Source organism: Kitasatospora sp. NPDC023118, assembly GCF_055560875.1.
This window is the reverse complement of record NZ_JBVHHW010000011.1, coordinates 50293-70706: the sequence shown is the minus strand read 5'-3', so window position 1 is coordinate 70706 and position 20414 is coordinate 50293. Positions and strand designations below refer to the sequence as shown.

Below are 20414 nucleotides of genomic sequence, written 5' to 3'. Positions count from 1 at the left end.
GCGCGCCCGCACCGGACCTCCGGTGCGGGCGCGCCCTGCTGCGCCGGGGCTCAGGCGCTCGCCGTGTAGTCGTAGAAGCCGCGGCCGGACTTGCGGCCCAGCAGGCCCGCGTCGACCATCCGGGACAGCAGCGGCGGAGCGGCGTACAGCGGCTCCTTGTACTCGTCGTACATCGACTCGGCGATCGAGACGATGGTGTCCAGGCCGATCAGGTCGCACAGCCGCAGCGGGCCCATCGGGTGGGCGCAGCCGGCCTCCATGCCCTTGTCGATGTCGGAGGCGGTGGCCACGCCCGACTCGAACATCCGCACCGCGGAGAGCAGGTACGGGACGAGCAGCGCGTTGACCACGAAGCCGGCCCGGTCGCGGGCGCGGATCGGCTCCTTGCCGAGCACCTGGGACGCGAAGGCCTCGACCCGCTCGGTAGTGGTCGCCGAGGTGGTCAGGGTCGGGATGACCTCGACCAGCTTCTGCACCGGCGCCGGGTTGAAGAAGTGCAGGCCGATCACCTGCTCCGGGCGGGAGGTGGCGGCGGCCAGCTTCACGATCGGGATCGACGAGGTGTTGGACGCCAGGATCGCGTCACGGCGCTCGATCACCCGGTCCAGGGTCTCGAAGATCTTGACCTTGATGTCCTCGCGCTCGGCGACGGCCTCGACCACCAGGTCGCGGTCCGCGAAGTCGGACAGCTCGACGGTGAAGGACAGCCGGGACAGCGCCTCGTCCCGCTGCTCGGGGGTCAGCTTGCCGCGCTTGACCGCCGTCTCCAGGGAGTTGGTCAGCCGGGTGCGGCCGAACTCCAGCGCCTCACCGCTGGCCTCCGACACCAGGACGTCCAGCCCGGCCCGGGCGAAGACCTCGGCGATGCCCGACCCCATCAGGCCGCAGCCGACTACTCCGACGCGCGCGATGTCACTCACTCAGTTGCCCTTCGGTGGTGCTGGGGGTCGCCCAGCGAACTGGTGGCCCAGCGAGCTGCTGGTCAACGGGTCGGTGTACCGGAATGGGTGCACCGGTCACCGCCCCGACGACGTTACTACTCCGTACCGGTCAGTAGGTCACCCCCTCCCCGGCACAGTGCCAGCATTCACACATCCTCCGAACGAGTGAGGCCGCGCCGCTCGCGCGTGTGCCCGGGGCCGCCGCCGCCCGGCGGCCGACAGAATGCCGCAGGTCCGGCAAAACGCCGCGGACGGGGGCCGGGGACGGAAAAGGAGCACGCGGTGCCGATGGGATCACTCGCAGGACAGGTCGCCCTGATCACCGGGGCGGGCCGGGGAATCGGCCGGGAGATCGCCATCGGCCTGGCCGCCGAGGGCATGGCCGTCGGCCTGGTGGGCCGCACCCACGACACGCTGACCGAGACCCTCAAGGAGTGCTTCAAACGCGGCTCCCGGGGCGTCGCGGTCACCGCCGACGTCTGCCGCCCCGGCTCGGTGCGCGAGGCCGTCCGGCTGGTCGAGCGCGACCTCGGACCGATCGACCTGCTGATCAACAACGCCGGCCTGGTCGACCGCGCCGAGGTGCCGATCTGGGAGACCGATCCCAACCAGTGGTGGCAGGTGATCGAGACCAACCTGCGCGGCCCCTACAACCTGCTGCGCTGCGTGCTGCCCGGCATGGTGTCCCGCCGCCGCGGGCGGGTGGTCAACCTCAACTCCGGCTTCGCGCTGCGCCCGGACGGCAACTACACCGCGTACGCCACCTCCAAGGGCGCGCTGCTCCAGCTCTCCGACAACATGGCGGACTCGCTGGCCCAGCACGACATCGTGGTCCTGGACATCAGCCCCGGCGCGGTGGCCACCGACATGACCGCCGCGATGCCGATGTTCCAGGACATGAAGGCCTGGGGCTCGATCCCGTACATGGTCGCGGTCACCGTGGACGCCGCCCGGGGCCGCTTCGACCCGTTGCACGGGCGGTTCATCCACGCCGGGCGCGACGACCTGCCGGAACTGGTCGAGCGGGCCGAGGAGATCCGCGAGATGGACGCCCGCACGCTGCGGCTGCGCCCGTACAAGGACGGCGACCCGATGGCCTGACCCCTGCCGTCCGTCAGGCGCAGAGCTGGCTGGCGGTGACGGGCTTGAGCCCCGCCTTGGCCAGGCCGTCCAGTATCGCCGGCAGCGCGTCGACGGTGCACTGGTGGCCCATGTGCAGGGCCACCACCGAGCCGCCGCGCACCGCGCCCAGCACCCGGCGCTGGAGTTCGGCGGCGGACGGGTCGTTGTAGTCGCGCGGGTCGACGTCGAAGGACAGCACGTGCTCGTAGCCGACGGCCTTGGCCTGCTCGCGCACCATCTGGGTGGCGTACTGGGCGGCGGAGGGGCGGAACCAGCGGCCGATCGAGCCGGTCAGCCTCTGCAGCCGGTCGGCGCACTGGGCGATCTCGGCGCGGGCCTGGTCCGGGGTCATCGCCGAGATGTTCAGGTGGTTCTGGGTGTGGTTGCCCAGCTCGTGCCCGCCGTCCAGGATCCGCCGGGCCATCTGCGGCTGCTGGTCCAGCCAGCTGCCGACCACCATCACGGTCAGCTTGGCGCCGCGCTGCTCGGCGGCCTCCAGCAGCGCGGTGGCGAGCTTGGGATCGCCGCTGCCGTGGAAGGTGAGGGCCACGTTCTTGCCGGTGCGCGGCCCGTACACCACCTCGTACGGCGTGCCGGCCGCGAGCGGCGTCAGCGCGGGCGGGGTCGGCGGGGCGGAGCTCTGGGCGGCGGCCGCGGTCGGCTGGCCGGTGGGCTGCGGTTCGGCCGGGGCGGCCGGGGTGGTCGGGGCGGGGGACTCCGGGCCCTCGCCGCCGGTCCAGGCCGGGTCGGTGGTTTGCTGCGGGTCGACGGCGCCGGGGTGCGCGGCGAGCGTCCCGGTGTCGGCCCGGCGGGGCGTACCGCCGGCGCAACCGGTGAGGAGCCCGCCGGCGGCGGTCAGGGCGGCCAGCTGGGCGGCGGTGCGCAGTACGGTGCGGCGGTCGGCAGTCATCGGCAGCCAGCATAGAGAGGACGGCTCCGCCCGGCGATCCGCCACGGGTGTCCACCCGTTCCTTGACGTGCACACACTCCGTTCTACGGGTGTTGCGTAAACCTGAACTCCCGCTGTTTCCACGGTGTGTCGTTGGATACGATCACGGCGCGCCGCGTGTTACGGGGCGGTAGGCACATTCCGGCAGTTCGCATTGGGGGCGGAAGATGACGCACGAGGACGCCGCGGCCGTCAGTCACGGCACGAGCACCGACTGGGAGTGGGCCAGAGCCGAGGACTGGCAGCCGCCGAGCGAACTGGACACCGGCATACCGCACACGGCGCGGATGTACGACTACTACCTGGGCGGCAAGGACAACTTCGAGGCGGACCGCAAGGCCGCCCAGGCCGCGATAGCCGCCTACCCGGCACTGCCGCTGCTGGCCCGCACCAACCGGCAGTTCCTCGGCCGGGCCGTCGAGTTCGTCGCGGGTCGGGGGATCCGCCAGTTCGTCGACATCGGCACCGGCATCCCGGCCGTCGGCTCCACCAGCGAGGTCGCCCAGCGGGTCGCCCCGGACGCCCGGGTGGTGTACGTGGACAACGACCCGATCGTCGCCACCCACGCCCGGGCCCTGCTGGCGGGCCACCCGGCCGGGCACACCTCCGTCATCGAGGCAGACCTGCGCGACCCGGAGGCCATCCTCGGCCACCCCGCGCTGGCCGCCGCCGTCGACCTCTCCCAGCCGGTCGCGCTGATGCTGGTCGCCGTCCTGCACTTCATCCGCGACGAGGAGGGCGCGCAGCGGATCGTGCGCACCCTGCGCGACGCGCTCGCCCCGGGCAGCGCGCTGATCCTCTCCCACGGCAGCCCCGACTTCGCCTCCCGCGAGAGCGCCGCCGAGGGCGCCCGGATCTACCGGAGCGCCAGCGCCCCGCTCGTCCTGCGCCCGCGCTCCGGCGTCGAACCCTTCTTCGGCGACTTCGAGTTCGTCGGACCCGGCCTCGTCCAGCTCCCGCTCTGGCGCCCCACCGCCGGCCACGTCCGCACCACCGACCTCCCCGACGGCTGGCAGGACGTCTCCGCCTACGCCGGCGTCGCCTTCAAGCCCTGATGTGCCGCGGTCCCGGCGCCTCCCTCCTGCGCCGGGACCGGCCGTCGCGGACCACGGCGGGGCGCCGACGATCCCTCACCGCGGTCGGCCGATCCGGTGCGTACCGGGAGAAAAGGAAGCGACAGGGCCCGACGCGCGGTGTTAGCTTCCGCGGCATGGAACCCCTGAGCGACTCCGAGATCCGCGCGTCCTTCGTCAACTGCTCCAAGGGCGAGGCCCGTCGGCTCAACCTGCCCCGGGGCCTGGCCGAACTGCCGTGGGAGAGCCTGGACTTCCTCGGTTGGCGGGACCAGGGCGCGCCCGACCGGGCATACCTGGTGGCGCCGTACGGCGGAGAGCTGGTCGGGGTGACGCTGCGCTCGCCGATGGTCCGCCGCAGCCTGACCAAGACCAATGTGTGCTCGCTGTGCATCACCGCGCACGCCGGGTCCGGCGTCGCGCTGCTGGCGGCCCGCCGGGCCGGGGCGGCGGGCCGCGAGGGCAACACCGTCGGCACGTACGTCTGCGCCGACCTGGCCTGTTCGCTCTACGTGCGCGGGCTGAAGAAGTCCACCCTGGTCACCCGGCCCGACGAGTCGATGCCGCTGGAGGACCAGGTCGCCCGTACGGTGCTCAACCTCGACGCCTTCCTGGCCCGGGTGCTCACCGACACGGCGGCATAGCGCGCCTGCCGTCCGCTACCGTCCGCGCAGGCCGTCCAGCTCGCGGCGCTCCCGCTTGGTCGGGCGGCCGGCGCCGCGGTCGCGCTCGAAGACCGGCGCGACGAGCTCGCGCGGCGGTCGCGGCGGGCTGTTGTCGATCAGGCACTCCGCCGCGACCGAGGCGCCGACCCGCTTGCGGATCAGCTTCCGCACCACGACGACCCGCTCGTACCCGTCCTCGCGGACCCGCACCTCGTCCCCGGGCTTGAGGGTCTGGGCCGGCTTGGCCCGCTCGCCGTTCACCCGAATGTGCCCGGCCTTGCAGGCGGCGGCCGCCAGCGACCGCGTCTTGGCCAGCCGGACCGACCAGATCCAGGCGTCCACCCGCACGCTTCCCTCGTGTTCAGCCATCCCACGAGCCTACCCAAGGCCTACCAAGGCCCGCCCGAGGCCTAAGCGGCCGAAGGTGTCTCCTGGACGGCCCAGCCGTTGCCGTCCGGGTCGTTGAAGAACACGAAGTTGTTCCAGGCCTCGCCGTGCCCGTCCACCCGCGAGCCCGCCACGAAGTGCTGGACCGGGCTGACCGCCACGCCGCGCGCCGCGAGTTCCGCGTGCGCCTTCTCGATGTCCGGCACCACCAGTTGGAGGCCCTTCACCGAGCCGGGCGCCGAATCGATCACCCCCGTCCCCACCACGATCGAGCAGAACGATCCCGGAGGAGTCAGCTGGACCACCCGGACACCGTCCCGCAGCCGGGTGTCGTGGTCGACCGTGAAGCCGGCCTGCTCCTCGTAGAAGACCTTCGCGCGGTCCACGTCCGCCACCGGGACCACCACGACCTCGAGCTTCCAGTCCATCGCCCTCACCTCTCTCGGCCGGGCTCTTCCAGTATCCGTCCGCTCGGATCCCATAAAAACTGTTCCCCGCCAGGCGTCCGATAGCCTGAGAGCACGATGAATCCGCAGACCGCGCCCGCCGCGACCCCGCTGGCCACTCCGCTGGCCACCCCGTGGGGCACCCTCGACCTCACCCGTTTCCCGGCGGACCCGCGCGAGCGGCTGCGGGCCTGGGACGCCGCCGACGAGTACCTGCTGCGCCACCTCGCGGGCGAGGCGGACAGCGCCGCCGGCACCCCGACCGAGCTGGCCGGCCGCCGGATCGCCGTCCTCGGCGACCGCTGGGGCGCGCTGACCACCGCGCTCGCGCCGTACGAACCGGTCCAGATCACCGATTCCCACCTCGGCGGGCAGGCCACCCGGGAGAACCTCGCCCGGGCCGGCGCCGCCGTCGACGAGGCCCGGTTGCTGACCACCCGGGACACCCCGCCGGAGCGGATCGACGTGCTGCTGGTGCGCGTCCCCAAGAGCCTGGCCCTGCTGGAGGACCAGCTGCACCGGCTCGCCCCGGCGATCCACCCCGGCACGGTCGTGGTCGGCACCGGCATGGTCACCGAGATCCACACCTCGACCCTGCAGCTCTTCGAGAAGATCCTCGGCCCGACCCGCACCTCGCTCGCGGTCCGCAAGGCCCGGCTGATCTTCTGCATCCCCGACCCGGCGCTCGACCCCGGCGCCAGTCCGTGGCCGCACCGCTACGCGCTGCCGCCGGACGTCGGCCCCGCCTCCGGCCGCACGGTGGTCAACCACGCCGGCACCTTCTGCGCCGAGCGGCTCGACATCGGCACCCGCTTCTTCCTGGCCCACCTGCCGACCCCCGCCGCCGGGGACCGGGTGGTCGACCTCGGCTGCGGCAACGGCGTGGTCGGTACGGCCGCCGCGCTGGCCGGGCCGGGCGCGGAGCTGGTGTTCGTGGACGAGTCCCACCAGGCGGTGGCCTCGGCCGAGGAGACCTTCCGCACCAACCTGGGCCCGGACGCCCCGGCCGAGTTCCTCGCCGCCGACGCGCTCGCCCCGGAGCTGTTCGCCCCCGGCTCGGTGGACCTGGTGCTCAACAACCCGCCGTTCCACTCCCACCAGGCCACCACCGACGCCACCGCCTGGCGGATGTTCACCGGCTCCCGGCGGGCGCTCAGGCCCGGCGGCGAGCTCTGGGTGGTCGGCAACCGCCACCTCGGCTACCACGTCAAGCTGCGCAAGCTCTTCGGCAACTGCCAACTCGTCGCCGGGAACCCGAAGTTCGTGGTGCTGCGCGCGGTCAAGCGGTAACGCGTGGTCGCGGTCGGCGGCGCGGCCCGACGATGCCCCGGCCGCGCCGCTGCGCCTCGGTGACCGCCCGGCCCCGGTCGGTGAGGGGCCTCCCCGAGGGCGGCGTCGATCAGCGGTTCCCCCCGTTCGCCCGGCGCGGCCGCCTCCACCCCGGGCCGGTCCGCGATGATCACTTCGACCCCCGAACCCGTCCCGCCGGCCCCAGGCTCCGCCGAGTCTTGCATGAATTTTCCCTCCAGCGTATATTCATGCCACGACTAAGGAGGAACGCCATGGCATTGCGAGTCGCCGTCGCCGGCGCGAGCGGGTATGCGGGCGGCGAGGTGCTGCGCCTGCTGCTCGGCCACCCGGAGGTGGAGATCGGGGCCCTGACCGGCGGCTCGAACGCGGGCACCCGACTGGGCGCGCTGCAGCCGCACCTGATCCCGCTGGCCGACCGCGTCCTCGAACCCACCACCCCCGAGGTGCTGGCCGACCACGACGTGGTGTTCCTGGCGCTGCCGCACGGCCAGTCCGCCGCCGTCGCCGAGGCGCTCGGCCAGAACGTCCTGGTGGTCGACTGCGGCGCCGACTTCCGGCTCAAGGCCGCCGCCGACTGGGAGCAGTTCTACGGCTCCGCGCACGCCGGCACCTGGCCCTACGGCATGCCCGAACTCCCCGGCCACCGCGCCGCGTTGAAGGGCAGCAACCGGATCGCGGTACCCGGCTGCTACCCGACGGCCGTCTCCCTGGCGCTCTTCCCCGCCTACGCGGCCCGGCTCGCCGAGTCGGAGGCCGTCGTGGTCGCCGCCTCCGGCACCTCCGGCGCCGGCAAGGCCGCCAAGCCCCACCTGCTGGGCAGCGAGGTCATGGGCAGCGTCAGCCCGTACGGCGTCGGCGGCGTGCACCGGCACACCCCGGAGATGGTGCAGAACCTCACCCCGCTGGCGGGAGAGCCGGTCACCGTCTCCTTCACCCCCACCCTCGTCCCGATGCCGCGCGGCATCCTCGCCACCTGCTCGGCCAAGGCCAAGCCGGGCGTGAGCGCCGAGAGCCTGCGCGCCGCCTACACCGAGGCGTTCGCGGACGAGCCGTTCGTCCACCTGCTGCCCGAGGGGCAGTGGCCGCAGACCAGCAGCGTCTACGGCGCCAACACCGCCCTGGTCCAGGTCGCCCTGGACCCGACCGCCGGGCGGATCATCGCGATCAGCGCGATCGACAACCTGGTCAAGGGCACCGCGGGCGGCGCGGTACAGAGCATGAACATCGCCCTCGGACTGCCCGAGGAGCTGGGCCTTCCAGTGAACGGAGTCGCACCGTGACCACTCAGAACATCGGCGTGACCGCCGCCAAGGGCTTCCGGGCCGCCGGGGTCACCGCGGGCATCAAGGCCTCCGGCACCCCGGACCTCGCGCTGGTGGTCAACGACGGCCCCTCGCTCGCCGCGGCGGGCGTCTTCACCGCCAACCGGGTCAAGGCCGCGCCGGTGCTCTGGTCCGAGCAGGTCCTCAAGGGCGGCCGGGTCTGCGCCGTCGTCCTCAACTCCGGTGGCGCCAACGCCTGCACCGGCCCGCTCGGCTTCCAGGACACCCACGCCACCGCGGAGAAGGTCGCCGAGGAGCTGGGTCTCAGCGCAGGCGAGGTCGCCGTCGCCTCCACCGGCCTGATCGGCGTGCGCCTCCCGATGGACGTCCTGCTGCCCGGCGTCACCCTGGCCGCCGCGGAGCTCAGCGAGACCGGCGGCGAGGCCGCCGCGATCGCCATCAAGACCACCGACACCGTGCACAAGACCGCCCAGGTCACCAGCCCGGCCGGCTGGACGGTCGGCGGCATGGCCAAGGGCGCGGGCATGCTCGCCCCGAGCCTGGCCACCATGCTGGTCGTCCTCACCACCGACGCCGACCTGGACGGCGCCGCCCTGGACGCCGCGCTGCGCGGCGCCACCCGCACCACCTTCGACCGGATCGACTCCGACGGCTGCATGTCGACCAACGACACCGTGCTGCTGCTCGCCTCCGGCGCCACCGGCATCACCCCGGACCAGGCCGAGTTCGCCGAGGCCGTCCGCACGGTCAGCGCCGACCTGGCCCGCCAGCTGATCGGCGACGCCGAGGGCGCCAGCAAGGACATCCGCATCGACGTCACCGGCGCCGCCACCGAGGACGAGGCCGTCGACGTCGCCCGGACGATCAGCCGCAACAACCTGCTCAAGTGCGCCGTCCACGGCGAGGACCCCAACTGGGGCCGGGTGTTGGCCGCGATCGGCACCACCTCCGCCGCCTTCGACCCGAACCGGCTCGACGTGGCCATCAACGGTGTCTGGGTCTGCAAGGACGGTGGCGTGGGCGAGGACCGCGACCTGGTGGACATGAAGGGCCGCGAGGTCGTCATCACCGCGAACCTCAACGCCGGTACGGCGAGCGCCTCGCTGTGGACCAACGACCTCACGGCCGACTACGTCCACGAGAACAGCGCCTACTCCAGCTGACACCTGATCGGACGAGGAACCGAGACCCGTGCAGATCGCACCCAAGGGCGAACAGGCCCGCAACAACAACGCGTTGCCCAAGGCCATGACGCTGATCGAGGCGCTGCCGTGGCTGGAGCGCTTCCACGGCAAGACCGTCGTGATCAAGTTCGGCGGCAACGCCATGGTGGACCACAGCCTCAAGGCGGCCTTCGCCCAGGACGTCGTCTTCCTCCGCTACGCCGGACTCCACCCCGTCGTGGTGCACGGCGGCGGCCCGCAGATCAGCGCCCAACTCGACAAGCTCGGGCTGGAGTCCAGCTTCACCAACGGCCTGCGCGTGACCACCCCCGAGACCATGGACGTGGTCCGCATGGTGCTGGCCGGCCAGGTGCAGCGGGAGCTGGTCGGCCTGCTCAACGAGCACGGCCCGTTCGCCGTCGGCATGACCGGCGAGGACGCCCACACGATGACCGCGGTCAAGCGCTACGCGGTGGTGGACGGCACGCAGGTCGACATCGGCCTGGTCGGAGACATCGTCAACATCGAGGCCGGCGCGGTGAAGGCGCTGATCGCCGACGGCCGGATCCCGGTCATCTCCTCGATCGCCCGCGGCGCCGACGGCCACGTCTACAACATCAACGCGGACACCGCCGCCTCCGCCCTCGCGGTCGCGCTCGGCGCCGAGATGCTGGTGGTGCTCACCGACGTCGAGGGCCTCTACAAGGACTGGCCGCACTCCGACGACGTGATCAGCCAGCTCAACGCGGGCGAGCTGGAGGAGCTGCTGCCGGGCCTGGCCAGCGGCATGCTCCCCAAGATGGAGGGCTGCCTGCGCGCCGTCCGCTCCGGCGTGGGCACCGCCCGCGTGCTGGACGGCCGGGTCCCGCACAGCCTGCTGCTGGAGATCTTCACCGACGAGGGCATCGGCACGATGGTCGTGCCGGACGACGAGCCGACCGTGACCGGGGGACTGGCATGACGCACAACGAGCAGCTCACCGACCGGTGGCAGCACACGTTCACCGACAACTACGGCACCCCCCGCATCCCGCTGGTGCGCGGCGCGGGGGTCAAGCTCTGGGACGCCGACGGCAAGGAGTACACCGACCTGCTCGGCGGCATCGCCGTCAACGCCCTCGGCACCGCCCACCCGGCCGTGATCGAGGCGGTCAGCAGGCAGATCGCCACCCTCGGCCACGTCTCCAACCTGTTCATGGCCGAGCCGACCATCGCCCTCGCCGAGCGGCTGCTGGAGCTGGACGGCCGGGAGGGCGGCCGGGTGTTCTTCTGCAACTCCGGTGCCGAGGCCAACGAGGCGGCCTTCAAGATCAGCCGGCGCACCGGCCGCACCCATCTGGTCGCCCTCCAGGGCGGCTTCCACGGCCGGACCATGGGCGCCCTCGCGCTCACCGGCCAGCCCGCCAAGCAGGACCCGTTCCGCCCGCTGCCCGGCGACGTCACCCACGTCCCGTTCGGCGACGTCGAGGCGCTGCGCGCGGCCGTCACCACCGAGACCGCCGCCGTCTTCCTGGAGCCGATCCAGGGCGAGAACGGCGCCATCCCGCTGCCCGGGGGCTACCTCAAGGCCGCCCGCGAGATCACCCGGGCCACCGGCACCCTGCTCGTCCTGGACGAGATCCAGACCGGCATCGGCCGCACCGGCCACTGGTTCGCCCACCAGGCCGAGGAGGGCATCGAGCCGGACGTGGTCACCCTGGCCAAGGCGCTCGGCGGCGGCCTGCCGATGGGCGCGGTGCTGGCCTTCGGCGAGGCGGCCGAGCTGCTCACCCCGGGCCAGCACGGCACCACCTTCGGCGGCAACCCGGTGGCCGCCGCGGCCGGGCTCGCGGTGCTGGACACGATCGAGTCCCAGGGCCTGCTGGAGCACGTCCGCAAGATCGGCGAGCGGCTGCGGCACGGCGTCGAGGCGATCGGCGACCCGCTGGTCTCGCACGTGCGCGGGGCCGGACTGCTGATCGGCATCGTGCTCACCCGGCCGGTCTCGGCCAAGGTCCAGGCCGCCGCGCAGGAGGCGGGCTTCCTGGTCAACGCGGCCGTCCCGGACGCGGTACGGCTGGCGCCGCCGCTGGTGCTGACCGAGCAGGAGGCGGACGCCTTCCTGGCCGCGCTGCCGGGCATCCTCCGTTCGGTGCGCGAGAGCGCCCCGGCCGATGCGAGTTGACCGTCGTCCGGGAGAATAATCACATGACCGATTCCCGCTCCGGCCCCTCCGCCGCCGGCCCGACGCCGCAGGTCCCGCAGACCCGCACCGCGCGCCACCGGCGGATCGTGGACCTGCTCACCCGCCAGCCCGTGCGATCGCAGAGCCAGCTCGCCAAGCTGCTCGCCGACGACGGACTCGTGGTCACCCAGGCCACCCTCTCGCGGGACCTGGACGAGCTGGGCGCGGTCAAGATCCGCAACCGGGACGGCGCGCTGATCTACGCCGTCCCGGCCGAGGGCGGCGACCGTACGCCGCGTGCGCCGATGGGGGAGTCGGCCACCGAGGGCCGGATGGCCCGGCTGGCCGGCGAGCTGATGGTCTCGGCGACCGCCTCCGGCAACCTGGTCGTGCTGCGCACCCCGCCCGGGGCCGCGCAGTTCCTGGCCTCGGCGATCGACCAGGCCGAGGTGTTCGAGATCATCGGCACCATCGCCGGCGACGACACCGTGTTGTTGATCAGCCGGGACCCGTCCGGCGGCCAGGCGCTCGCCGACCACCTCATGCAGCTCGCCCAGGCCAAGGCGCAGTAACACCTCGACACCCCGAAACCCCGGTCATCGGACCAGCTCCGGCCGGGGTTTTGTGTTTCATGCGGCATCGTGCATACTTATGCCACCTACCGCACATGTGTGCACCGCCGCAGCCGTGTAAGGAGCCACCGCGATGACCGCCCAGCAGTCCTCCGACGTCCGCCTCTGGGGCGCGCGCTTCGCCGACGGCCCGTCCGAGGCGCTGGCCAGGCTCTCCGCCTCGGTCCACTTCGACTGGCGCCTCGCCCCGTACGACATCGCCGGCTCCAAGGCCCACGCCCGGGTGCTGCACAAGGCCGGGCTGCTCTCCGAGTCGGAGCTCGCCGCCATGCTGACCGGCCTCGACCAGCTGCTCACCGACGTCCGGGCCGGCACCTTCACCGGCACCGTCGCCGACGAGGACGTCCACACCGCCCTGGAGCGCGGCCTGCTGGAGCGCCTCGGCGCCGACCTCGGGGGCAAGCTGCGGGCCGGGCGCTCGCGCAACGACCAGATCGCCACCCTGTTCCGGATGTACCTGCGGGACCACGCCAAGACCATCGGCGGCCTGCTGCTCGACCTCCAGCACGCCCTGGTCGGCCTCGCCGAGGCGCACCCCGACACCGCGATGCCGGGCCGCACCCACCTGCAGCACGCCCAGCCCGTCCTCTTCGCCCACCACGTCCTCGCACACGTGCAGGCCCTCGGCCGGGACGCCGAGCGGCTGCGCCAGTGGGACGCCCGCACCGCCGTCTCCCCGTACGGCTCCGGCGCGCTGGCCGGCTCCTCGCTCGGGCTCGACCCGCAGGCCGTCGCCGCCGACCTCGGCTTCGAGGGCGGCTCGGTCGGCAACTCGATCGACGGCACCGCCTCGCGCGACTTCGTCGCCGAGTTCGCCTTCGTGACCGCGATGATCGGCGTCAACCTCTCCCGGATCGCGGAGGAGGTGATCATCTGGAACACCAAGGAGTTCGGCTTCATCACGCTGCACGACGCCTTCTCCACCGGCTCCTCGATCATGCCGCAGAAGAAGAACCCGGACATCGCCGAGCTGGCCCGCGGCAAGTCCGGCCGACTGATCGGCAACCTGACCGGCCTGCTGGCCACCCTCAAGGCGCTGCCGCTCGCCTACAACCGGGACCTCCAGGAGGACAAGGAGCCGGTCTTCGACTCCTGCGACACCCTGGAGGTGCTGCTGCCCGCGTTCACCGGGATGATGGCCACCCTCACCGTGCACCGGGAGCGGCTGGAGGAGCTGGCCCCGGCAGGCTTCTCGCTCGCCACCGACATCGCCGAGTGGCTGGTCAAGCAGGGCGTGCCGTTCCGGGTCGCGCACGAGGTGGCCGGAGCCTGCGTCAAGGTCTGCGAGGCCCAGGGCATCGAGCTGTCCGACCTGACCGACGAGCAGTTCGCCTCGATCTCCGAGCACCTGACCCCCGAGGTCCGCTCGGTGCTCAGCGTCCACGGCGCCATCGCCGCCCGCAACGGGCGCGGCGGCACCGCCCCCTCGGCCGTCGCGGTCCAGCTCGCCGAGGTGAAGGCGGACCTGGCGCGGCAGCAGGAGTGGGTGAAGGGCTGACCGTCGGTCAGCGGGGGAGGGGCGCGGCGGTCCGACCGGCGCGCCCCTCCCGCGTGCGTGCCCCGGTCCGGGCGTAACCGCGCCCGCCCGGGCACGTCATGCACGGTGTGTGCACAGCCCTTCCGTCCGTCCCCTCCGCTGAGGACGTCTTCCTCGCCGAACGCCGCCGCCGCGTGGTCCGCGAGACCGTCGCCGCCCTGCCCGGCCGCTGCCCCCAGCTGGTCGCCGCCCTCGCCGAGGACCCACCGCCGACCTACCGCGAACTCTCCGAACGCCTCGGCATGCCCCGCGGCTCCATCGGGCCCACCCGCTCCCGCTGCCTGGCCTGCCTGCGGCTGCTGCTCCATGCGGAGCGCTACCTCTGAGTGATCGCGGTGGCTCCCCGCACCGCCATCCCGCAACGCCGCTGTCCGCGCACCCGCCCGCCCCTGCCCCACCCCCGGCGTGACGCTCGCCACTGTCTGGCCCTCCGAAGATTGAGGGAAGCTGACACCCGGGTAGAGCGCTGGCGAACGTCAATCTTGACGGTGGCGCGATCCCTCGGATACTGAGCGTGAGCGCGCCACCCTCTGCGCGCCGGGCACGACGACTTGGGGAGGCCCCTCCACATGGGCATGAGCGTGATCATCTCGGCCGCGGCGGCCGAGGATGCCGAGCAGATCCTCAAGCTCCAGTACCTGGGCTACCAGCCCGAGGCGGAGCTGTACGGCGACTGGGCGATCGAGCCCCTGACGCAGACCCTGGAGAGCCTGCGCGCCGAGCTGGCCGAGCAGCACGTCCTGGTCGCCCGGTTGGGCGACGAGGTGGTGGGCGCCGTCCGCGGCCACGTCGACGCCGAGGGCATCGGCCGGATAGGGCGCCTGGTGGTCCACCCCCGGATGCAACGGCACGGCCTGGGCGGGCGGCTTCTGGACGCCCTGGAGCGCAGCCTCGCCGACGACGGCCGTCCGGTGACCGCCTACCGTCTGTTCACCGGTCACCGCAGCCTCGGCAACCTGCGCCTGTACGCCCGCCAGGGCTATCGGCAGACCGCCGTCGAGCAGGTCAGCAGCCGGCTGAGCTTCGTGCACCTGGAGAAGCCCGTCGCGACCCCGCTCGCCGCGACCGCCTGAGCCCCCGCCCGTACGGGCCGCCCTCGGCGCCGCCACCATCCGGACAGGAAGGTGGCGGCGCCGAGTCGCATCTCCGCTGGTCACGGCCGCAAGTGTCCGTAATGCGGACAGCTGTGCGAAATAATTGGGCGCAATTCGGCTGATCTGTTTTACTGGCTCACATGACTGCGACGACGAACTGGACCCCCACCGGCACGCTGCCGGCAGGTGAGCGTGCCATGTGCCGTCGAATGTGTCACTGCTGAGGGCCACCGCCCCCGGGCACCCCGCTGAGGGTGCCTCCCCCTCGCGCCCCGAAGCGAGACTCCGGCGCCGCTCCCGTCCGTGCGAGCGCGCCTTCCTCCCGGAACCCCTCCCTCCGGCGTGCCCGCCCACCCGCGGCCGCCGCTGACTCGTAAGGGCCACGCCGTCGCGCGGCCCGGCCGTCCAGCGGCCACGATCAAGGGGTGTCAGGTCCGGATCCCCCTGGCGAGGCGTCGTAGGACACCGCCCGACCGCAAGCCCGGTCGGGCGGTCGACACCGCCGCCCGCCCCGACCCACGGAAGCAGCTGTGATCACCACCACGGACCTCACGAAGGTCTACCGCTCCCGAGGCCGCGAGGTGACCGCCCTCGCCGGCGTCGACCTGCACGTCCGCCCGGGCGAGGTCTACGGAGTCGTCGGCACCAGCGGTGCCGGCAAGTCCACCCTCATCCGCTGCGTGAACATGCTGGAGCGCCCGACCTCCGGCACCGTCACCGTGGACGGGGTCGAGCTGACCGCGCTGTCCGGCGGCGAGAACCGGGCCGGCCGGGAGCTGCGCGAGGCGCGCCGCCGGATCGGCATGGTCTTCCAGCACTTCAACCTGCTGTCCTCGCGGACGGTCCAGCAGAACGTCGAACTCCCGCTGGAGATCATCGGCCTGGACCGCACCCAGCGTCGCCGCAAGGCCGCCGAACTGCTCGACCTGGTCGGCCTCGCCGCCTTGGCCCGCAGCTACCCCAACCAGCTGTCCGGCGGCCAGAAGCAGCGCGTCGGCATCGCCCGCGCCCTGGCCGGCGACCCCAAGGTGCTGCTCTCCGACGAGGCCACCTCGGCGCTCGACCCGGAGACCACCCGCTCGATCCTCAAGCTGCTGCGCGACCTCAACCAGCAGCTGGGCCTGACGGTCCTGCTGATCACCCACGAGATGGACGTCATCAAGAGCGTCTGCGACTCCGCCGCCCTGATGCGCGGCGGCCGGGTGATCGAGTCCGGTGAGCTCACCGACCTGCTGGCCGAGCCCGGCTCGGAGCTGGCCCGCGAGCTGTTCCCGCTCAGCGAGTTCGGCACCGGGCAGCCCGGCTCCACCGTGCTGGAGATCACCTTCCAGGGCGACACCTCGGCCCAACCGTTCGTCTCTCAGCTCGCCCGCACCTACCAGATCGACATCAACATCCTCGGTGCCGCCGTCGAGACCATCGCCGGCCGGATGGTCGGCCGGATGCGGGTCGAGCTGTCCGGCGGCCACCAGGACAACGTGGTGCCGATCGGTTACCTGCGCGAGCAGGGCCTGCAGGTGGACGTGATCGGTACGGGGAACGGAGCGGTGGCATGACCTGGGACCAGATGTGGGCCCTGATGGGGCCCGCCACACAGGAGACCTTCCAGATGGTCGGGGTGTCCGCGGCGGTCACCGTGCTGCTCGGCCTGCCGCTGGGCGTGCTGCTGGTGCTCACCGACAAGGGCGGCCTGCTCGCCAACCGGGCCGTCAACAAGGCCATCGGCTTCGTGGTGAACATCGCCCGCTCGGTGCCGTTCATCATCCTGATGATCGCGCTGATCTCCTTCACCCGCTGGCTGGTCGGCACCTCCATCGGCTGGCAGGCCGCGACCGTGCCGCTCACCATCGGCGCCATCCCGTTCTTCGCCCGTCTGGTCGAGACCTCCGTCCGTGAGGTCGACCGCGGCCTGATCGAGGCGGTCCAGTCGATGGGCGGCAGCACCTGGACGATCGTGCGCAAGACGCTACTGCCCGAGGCGCTGCCCGGCATCGTGGCCTCGGTCACCACCACGGTCATCACCCTGATCAGCTACTCCGCGATGGCCGGCACGGTCGGCGGCGGCGGCCTCGGCACCCTCGCCGTCAACTACGGCTACCAGCGCTTCGAGACGGCCTTCATGTGGGTCATCGTGGCCGAGCTGGTGATCCTCGTCACCGCCGTCCAGCTGATCGGCGACTTCGCCGTCCAGCGCCTCGCCCACCGCGGCCGCACCGGCGGCCGGACCCGGCTGCTCGGCCGCACCCCGACGACTCCCGACAAGGACCTCGTCGCCTCCTAGACCTCCCTCGTCCGACCCCGGACGCGGCTCCCCGGAACACGCAGAAAGGCACTTTTCGTGCGCAACGCCCTGAAGTTCACCAGTGTCCTCGCCACCGCCGGCCTCGCCCTCTCGCTGGCCGCCTGCGGCAGCTCCGGGTCCTCCTCCTCGGACCCGAACGCGCCGCTGAAGGTCGTCGCCAGCCCCACCCCGCACGGGCAGATCCTCAAGTACGTCAAGGACAACCTCGCGGAGAAGGCGGGCCTCAAGCTCGACATCAAGGAGGTCACCGACTACGTGACCCCCAACACGGCGGTGCAGGACGGTTCGGCCGACGCCAACTACTTCCAGCACGTCCCGTACCTGGAGGACTTCAACAAGAAGCACGGCACCGACATCGTCTCGGTCGAGACCGTGCACCTGGAGCCGCTGGGCCTCTACTCCAAGAAGGTCAAGGCGATCACCGACCTGCCGGACGGCGCCACCATCGGCCTGCCCAACGACGCCACCAACGAGGGCCGCGCGCTCAAGCTGCTCGCCGACAACAAGCTGATCACCCTCAAGGACGGCGCCGGCACCACCGCCACCCCGGCCGACGTGACCGGCAACCCGAAGAACTTCAAGTGGAAGGAGCTGGAGGCCGCCCAGCTGCCCCGCTCGGTCTCCGACCTCGACGCCGCCGTCATCAACGGCAACTACGCGATCGACTCCGGCCTGAAGCCGGCCACCGACGCGCTGGTGCTGGAGAAGGCCGAGGGCAACCCGTACGCCAACATCCTCGCCGTCAAGAAGGGCAAGGAGAACGACCCGCGGGTCAAGAAGCTCGCCGAGCTGCTGCACTCCGACGAGGTCAAGAAGTACATCAACGACACCTTCCAGGGCTCGGTCATCCCGGCCTTCTGATCGTCGTACGGTCATACCCCGTCACGCCCGACCGGGCCCCCGCCGCACCTCGGCGGGGGTCCGGTCGGGCAGTATGCACCAGGGACACCACGGGAGACCGGGTTCTGACGTACCGTCGTGCGGCGGCGCACCGCGTGGTACCCGGGGCGCGACGGAGGCGTACGGTGTTGTGTTCACGACCCGGCGAGGAGAGACGGCATGGCAGCGAGCTTCCCCGAGACCGCCATCAGCACCGAACGGCTGCTGCTGCGTCCCCTTGCGGAGGACGACGCCCCCGGCCTGGCCACCATGATGGCCGACGACCTCGTCCTGGCCTGGACGGATCTCCCGCACCCCTTCACCGAGCAGTACGCGGCCGAGCTCGCCCGCACCCTCGCCCCCGTCCACCGGGCGGACGGCCGCGGCATCGTCTTCGCCGTCACCGAGCACCTGACCCAGCGCCTGGTCGGCCTGGTCGAGCTGCGCAACACCGACTGGCGGCTGCGCAGCACCGAGATCTCCTACGTCACCGCCGTCTGGGCGCGCGGCGAGGGCTACGCCCCGGAGGCCGTCCTCGGCGTCGCCCAGTGGCTGTTCGAGGACCGCGGCTTCCTGCGCCTGGAGATGCGCACCGCCGCCGGGAACACCGCCGCCCAGCAGGTCGCCCAGAAGATCGGCGGCATCAGCGAGGGCGTGCTGCGCAGCGCCTGGATAGTGCGCGGCGAGTCCGACGAGGGAGTGGTGGGGGCACCTCCCAGCCGCCGGGCCGGGGGAGAGAGCCGCAGTGACCTGATCCTGTGGAGCCTGCTCCCGGAGGACCTGGAGTCGCCCGAACTGCGCCGGGACGGCTGGCACGGCGACCACCGCTACGTGCTGCGCGACTGATCCGCCACCCGTCGCCGCCGTGACAGCACCCGGCCACCCGATCGGCACGGACATGTGTACGAGATGTCGGCCCCCAAGGGATCACACCCGGTAGCCTCTGCACCGGCGCCGCACAGTCGGCGCGACGAGCCGCGCATCGAGTCGAGGGAGAACGGCCGCAGATGGCTGACCGGATCACGGTCATCGGGTGGGACGGAACGCCGCTGACCGAGGCCGCCGGTGCGGCCCTCGCCGCAGCGACCCTGGTAGCCGGCGCCCCCTACCAACTGGGCGCCCTCCCGGTGCCGGACGCCGCCGAGCGGATCACCCTCGGCAACATCCAGCAGGCCGCCAAACGGATCGCCGAGCACCGCGGCGCCGCCGTCGTGGTCGCCGAGGGAGACCCGGGCTTCTTCGGCGTGGTGCGCACCCTGCGCCGCCCCGAGTACGGCCTCGAACTCGAAGTCCTGCCCGCCGTCTCCTCCGTCGCCGCCGCCTTCGCCCGGGCCGGGATGCCCTGGGAGGACGCCCAGGTGGTCAGCGCCCACGGCGGCCGGCTGCGCCGCGCGGCCAACATCTGCCGGGCCCACCCCAAGGTCGCGGTGCTCACCGCGCCGGGCGCGGGCCCGAGCGAACTCGCCCTGATGCTGCGCGGGGTGCACCGGACCTTCGTGGTCTGCGAGGCCCTCGGTACCCCGGAGGAGGACGTCGCCGTCCTGACCTCCGACCGGATCGCCGACCACGTCTGGCGCGACCCCAATGTGGTGCTGGTGATCGGCGGCACCGCTCGGCCCGGGGCGGTGGACGAGGCGGCCGGCTGGCTGGCGGGGCGCCCGGTCGGCTACCCCGGCGCGGAACGCGGCTGGGCGCTCCCCGCCGACGCCTACGCGGGCGCCGGGCGCACGGAGGACGAAACGGGCGCGTCGGGAGCGCTCCCCGCGCACGTCCGCGCGCTGGTGCTGGCCCGTCTGGGTGCACGTCCCGGAGACCTGGTCTGGTCGGTCGGCGCCGGCAGCGGTGCCCTCGCGGTGGAGGCGGCCCGGTTCGGCGCCGCCGTGGTCGCGGTGGAGGCCTCCCGCTCGGCCTGCGCCCGGCTCACCGTCAACGCCCGCCGGTACGGCGTGGAAGTGGAGACGGTGCACGGCCGGGGCCCCGAGGTGCTGGGCGGGCTGCCGGAGCCGGACGCCGCGGTGGTGGAGTCCGGCGGCCTCGACGTGGTGCGCGCCGTGCTGGCTCGCAGGCCCGAGCGCTTCGTCGCGCTGGCCCGCACCTTCGCCGAGGCGGAGGAGGTCCGCCGGGCCATCGCCGAGGCGGGCTACCGGGCGGACGGGGCGCTGCTGCAGTCCACCCCGCTGCGGCCCGCGGGGGAGGGCGGCGGCCTGGAGCTCGGGGCGGGCGCGGGCGGCACGCTGCTGCTCTGGGGTGAGCAGATCGTGTGAAGGCCTCGGGTGAGTGCCGGGACCGCCGCGCGGGCTCGGCGGTGATCCAGGTCGCATCCGGACAGTGATTCGAGAGGTCACCGCGCCGGGCCGGTAGTGTGGCGTCCCAGGCGGCTGCAGCCGTCGGCGACCCGCCTGATTCGGTCGGTTTGTCACCTTCTTGACGTGGTGCAACCCGGTTCCGCTCGGAGTGTGGGCAATTC

The 20414-nt window shown here is 72.6% G+C and carries 21 protein-coding genes; 17 read left to right on the top strand and 4 right to left on the bottom strand.

Going from position 1 to position 20414, the window contains the following annotated elements:
• Positions 1–50 precede the first annotated feature (50 nt).
• Complete coding sequence (locus ACZ3UD_RS16415) at positions 51–920, bottom strand: 3-hydroxybutyryl-CoA dehydrogenase (RefSeq protein ID WP_465587137.1); 870 nt, start codon at positions 918–920, stop codon at positions 51–53.
• A gap of 309 nt (positions 921–1229) precedes the next feature.
• Between ACZ3UD_RS16415 and ACZ3UD_RS16410 the strand changes: the two genes are divergently transcribed.
• Complete coding sequence (locus tag ACZ3UD_RS16410; protein ID WP_465587134.1) at positions 1230–2042, top strand: SDR family NAD(P)-dependent oxidoreductase; 813 nt, start codon at positions 1230–1232, stop codon at positions 2040–2042.
• 13 nt (positions 2043–2055) lie between these two features.
• Here ACZ3UD_RS16410 and ACZ3UD_RS16405 read toward each other — a convergent pair whose 3' ends face one another.
• The gene (locus ACZ3UD_RS16405) at positions 2056–2973 is read right to left on the bottom strand and encodes a polysaccharide deacetylase family protein (protein ID WP_465587132.1); all 918 of its coding nucleotides are present in this window, start codon (positions 2971–2973) and stop codon (positions 2056–2058) included.
• A gap of 206 nt (positions 2974–3179) precedes the next feature.
• On the opposite strand from ACZ3UD_RS16405, the gene ACZ3UD_RS16400 reads away from it, so the two are divergent.
• Positions 3180–4067: an SAM-dependent methyltransferase gene (locus ACZ3UD_RS16400; protein WP_465587130.1), complete on the top strand. Its 888-nt coding sequence runs from the start codon at positions 3180–3182 to the stop codon at positions 4065–4067.
• 155 nt (positions 4068–4222) lie between these two features.
• Positions 4223–4729 (top strand): FBP domain-containing protein, encoded by a 507-nt coding sequence (locus tag ACZ3UD_RS16395; RefSeq protein ID WP_387627904.1) that lies wholly within the window; start codon positions 4223–4225, stop codon positions 4727–4729.
• A 15-nt stretch (positions 4730–4744) separates the two neighbouring features.
• On the opposite strand, the gene ACZ3UD_RS16390 is transcribed toward ACZ3UD_RS16395, so the two are convergent.
• Together ACZ3UD_RS16390 and ACZ3UD_RS16385 are read right to left on the bottom strand one after the other, a co-directional pair.
• On the bottom strand, positions 4745–5119 hold the full coding sequence (locus tag ACZ3UD_RS16390; protein ID WP_465587126.1) for an RNA-binding S4 domain-containing protein: 375 nt from the start codon (positions 5117–5119) through the stop codon (positions 4745–4747).
• 41 nt (positions 5120–5160) lie between these two features.
• Positions 5161–5565, bottom strand: coding sequence for a VOC family protein (locus ACZ3UD_RS16385; RefSeq protein ID WP_465587124.1), 405 nt, complete (start codon positions 5563–5565; stop codon positions 5161–5163).
• Positions 5566–5661: 96 nt separating this feature from the next.
• Between ACZ3UD_RS16385 and ACZ3UD_RS16380 the strand changes: the two genes are divergently transcribed.
• The 14 genes from ACZ3UD_RS16380 (at position 5662) to cbiE (ending at position 20211) form a co-directional block, all read left to right on the top strand.
• Complete coding sequence (locus ACZ3UD_RS16380) at positions 5662–6873, top strand: methyltransferase (RefSeq protein WP_465587121.1); 1212 nt, start codon at positions 5662–5664, stop codon at positions 6871–6873.
• Between the two features lie 272 nt (positions 6874–7145).
• Positions 7146–8174, top strand: a complete 1029-nt coding sequence (gene argC / locus ACZ3UD_RS16375) for an N-acetyl-gamma-glutamyl-phosphate reductase (RefSeq protein WP_465587118.1) — start codon at positions 7146–7148, stop codon at positions 8172–8174.
• 11 nt (positions 8175–8185) lie between these two features.
• Positions 8186–9340, top strand: a complete 1155-nt coding sequence (argJ, locus tag ACZ3UD_RS16370; protein WP_465587507.1) for a bifunctional glutamate N-acetyltransferase/amino-acid acetyltransferase ArgJ — start codon at positions 8186–8188, stop codon at positions 9338–9340.
• Between the two features lie 85 nt (positions 9341–9425).
• The gene (gene argB, locus ACZ3UD_RS16365) at positions 9426–10301 is read left to right on the top strand and encodes an acetylglutamate kinase (RefSeq protein ID WP_465587505.1); all 876 of its coding nucleotides are present in this window, start codon (positions 9426–9428) and stop codon (positions 10299–10301) included.
• Positions 10298–11503, top strand: a complete 1206-nt coding sequence (locus ACZ3UD_RS16360; protein WP_465587116.1) for an acetylornithine transaminase — start codon at positions 10298–10300, stop codon at positions 11501–11503. The genes argB and ACZ3UD_RS16360 overlap by 4 nt, the downstream gene beginning before the upstream one ends.
• Positions 11504–11526: 23 nt before the next feature.
• A complete protein-coding gene (locus ACZ3UD_RS16355; protein WP_380612048.1) occupies positions 11527–12075 on the top strand; it encodes an arginine repressor in 549 nt (182 codons plus the stop codon).
• 133 nt (positions 12076–12208) lie between these two features.
• Complete coding sequence (gene argH, locus ACZ3UD_RS16350; RefSeq protein WP_465587113.1) at positions 12209–13633, top strand: argininosuccinate lyase; 1425 nt, start codon at positions 12209–12211, stop codon at positions 13631–13633.
• Positions 13634–13740: 107 nt separating this feature from the next.
• The gene (locus ACZ3UD_RS16345) at positions 13741–13998 is read left to right on the top strand and encodes a hypothetical protein (RefSeq protein WP_465587110.1); all 258 of its coding nucleotides are present in this window, start codon (positions 13741–13743) and stop codon (positions 13996–13998) included.
• 243 nt (positions 13999–14241) lie between these two features.
• Entirely contained in the window at positions 14242–14745 is a 504-nt protein-coding gene (locus ACZ3UD_RS16340) for a GNAT family N-acetyltransferase (protein ID WP_465587108.1), read from the top strand.
• Between the two features lie 551 nt (positions 14746–15296).
• A complete protein-coding gene (locus tag ACZ3UD_RS16335) occupies positions 15297–16322 on the top strand; it encodes a methionine ABC transporter ATP-binding protein (RefSeq protein WP_465587106.1) in 1026 nt (341 codons plus the stop codon).
• Positions 16319–17047: a methionine ABC transporter permease gene (locus tag ACZ3UD_RS16330; protein WP_387627886.1), complete on the top strand. Its 729-nt coding sequence runs from the start codon at positions 16319–16321 to the stop codon at positions 17045–17047. Before ACZ3UD_RS16335 ends, ACZ3UD_RS16330 begins: the two co-directional genes overlap by 4 nt.
• A gap of 57 nt (positions 17048–17104) precedes the next feature.
• Positions 17105–17929, top strand: a complete 825-nt coding sequence (locus ACZ3UD_RS16325; protein ID WP_465587102.1) for a MetQ/NlpA family ABC transporter substrate-binding protein — start codon at positions 17105–17107, stop codon at positions 17927–17929.
• 198 nt (positions 17930–18127) lie between these two features.
• Positions 18128–18793 (top strand): GNAT family N-acetyltransferase, encoded by a 666-nt coding sequence (locus tag ACZ3UD_RS16320; RefSeq protein WP_465587099.1) that lies wholly within the window; start codon positions 18128–18130, stop codon positions 18791–18793.
• Positions 18794–18954: 161 nt separating this feature from the next.
• Complete coding sequence (gene cbiE / locus ACZ3UD_RS16315) at positions 18955–20211, top strand: precorrin-6y C5,15-methyltransferase (decarboxylating) subunit CbiE (protein ID WP_465587096.1); 1257 nt, start codon at positions 18955–18957, stop codon at positions 20209–20211.
• Positions 20212–20414: the final 203 nt, after the last annotated feature.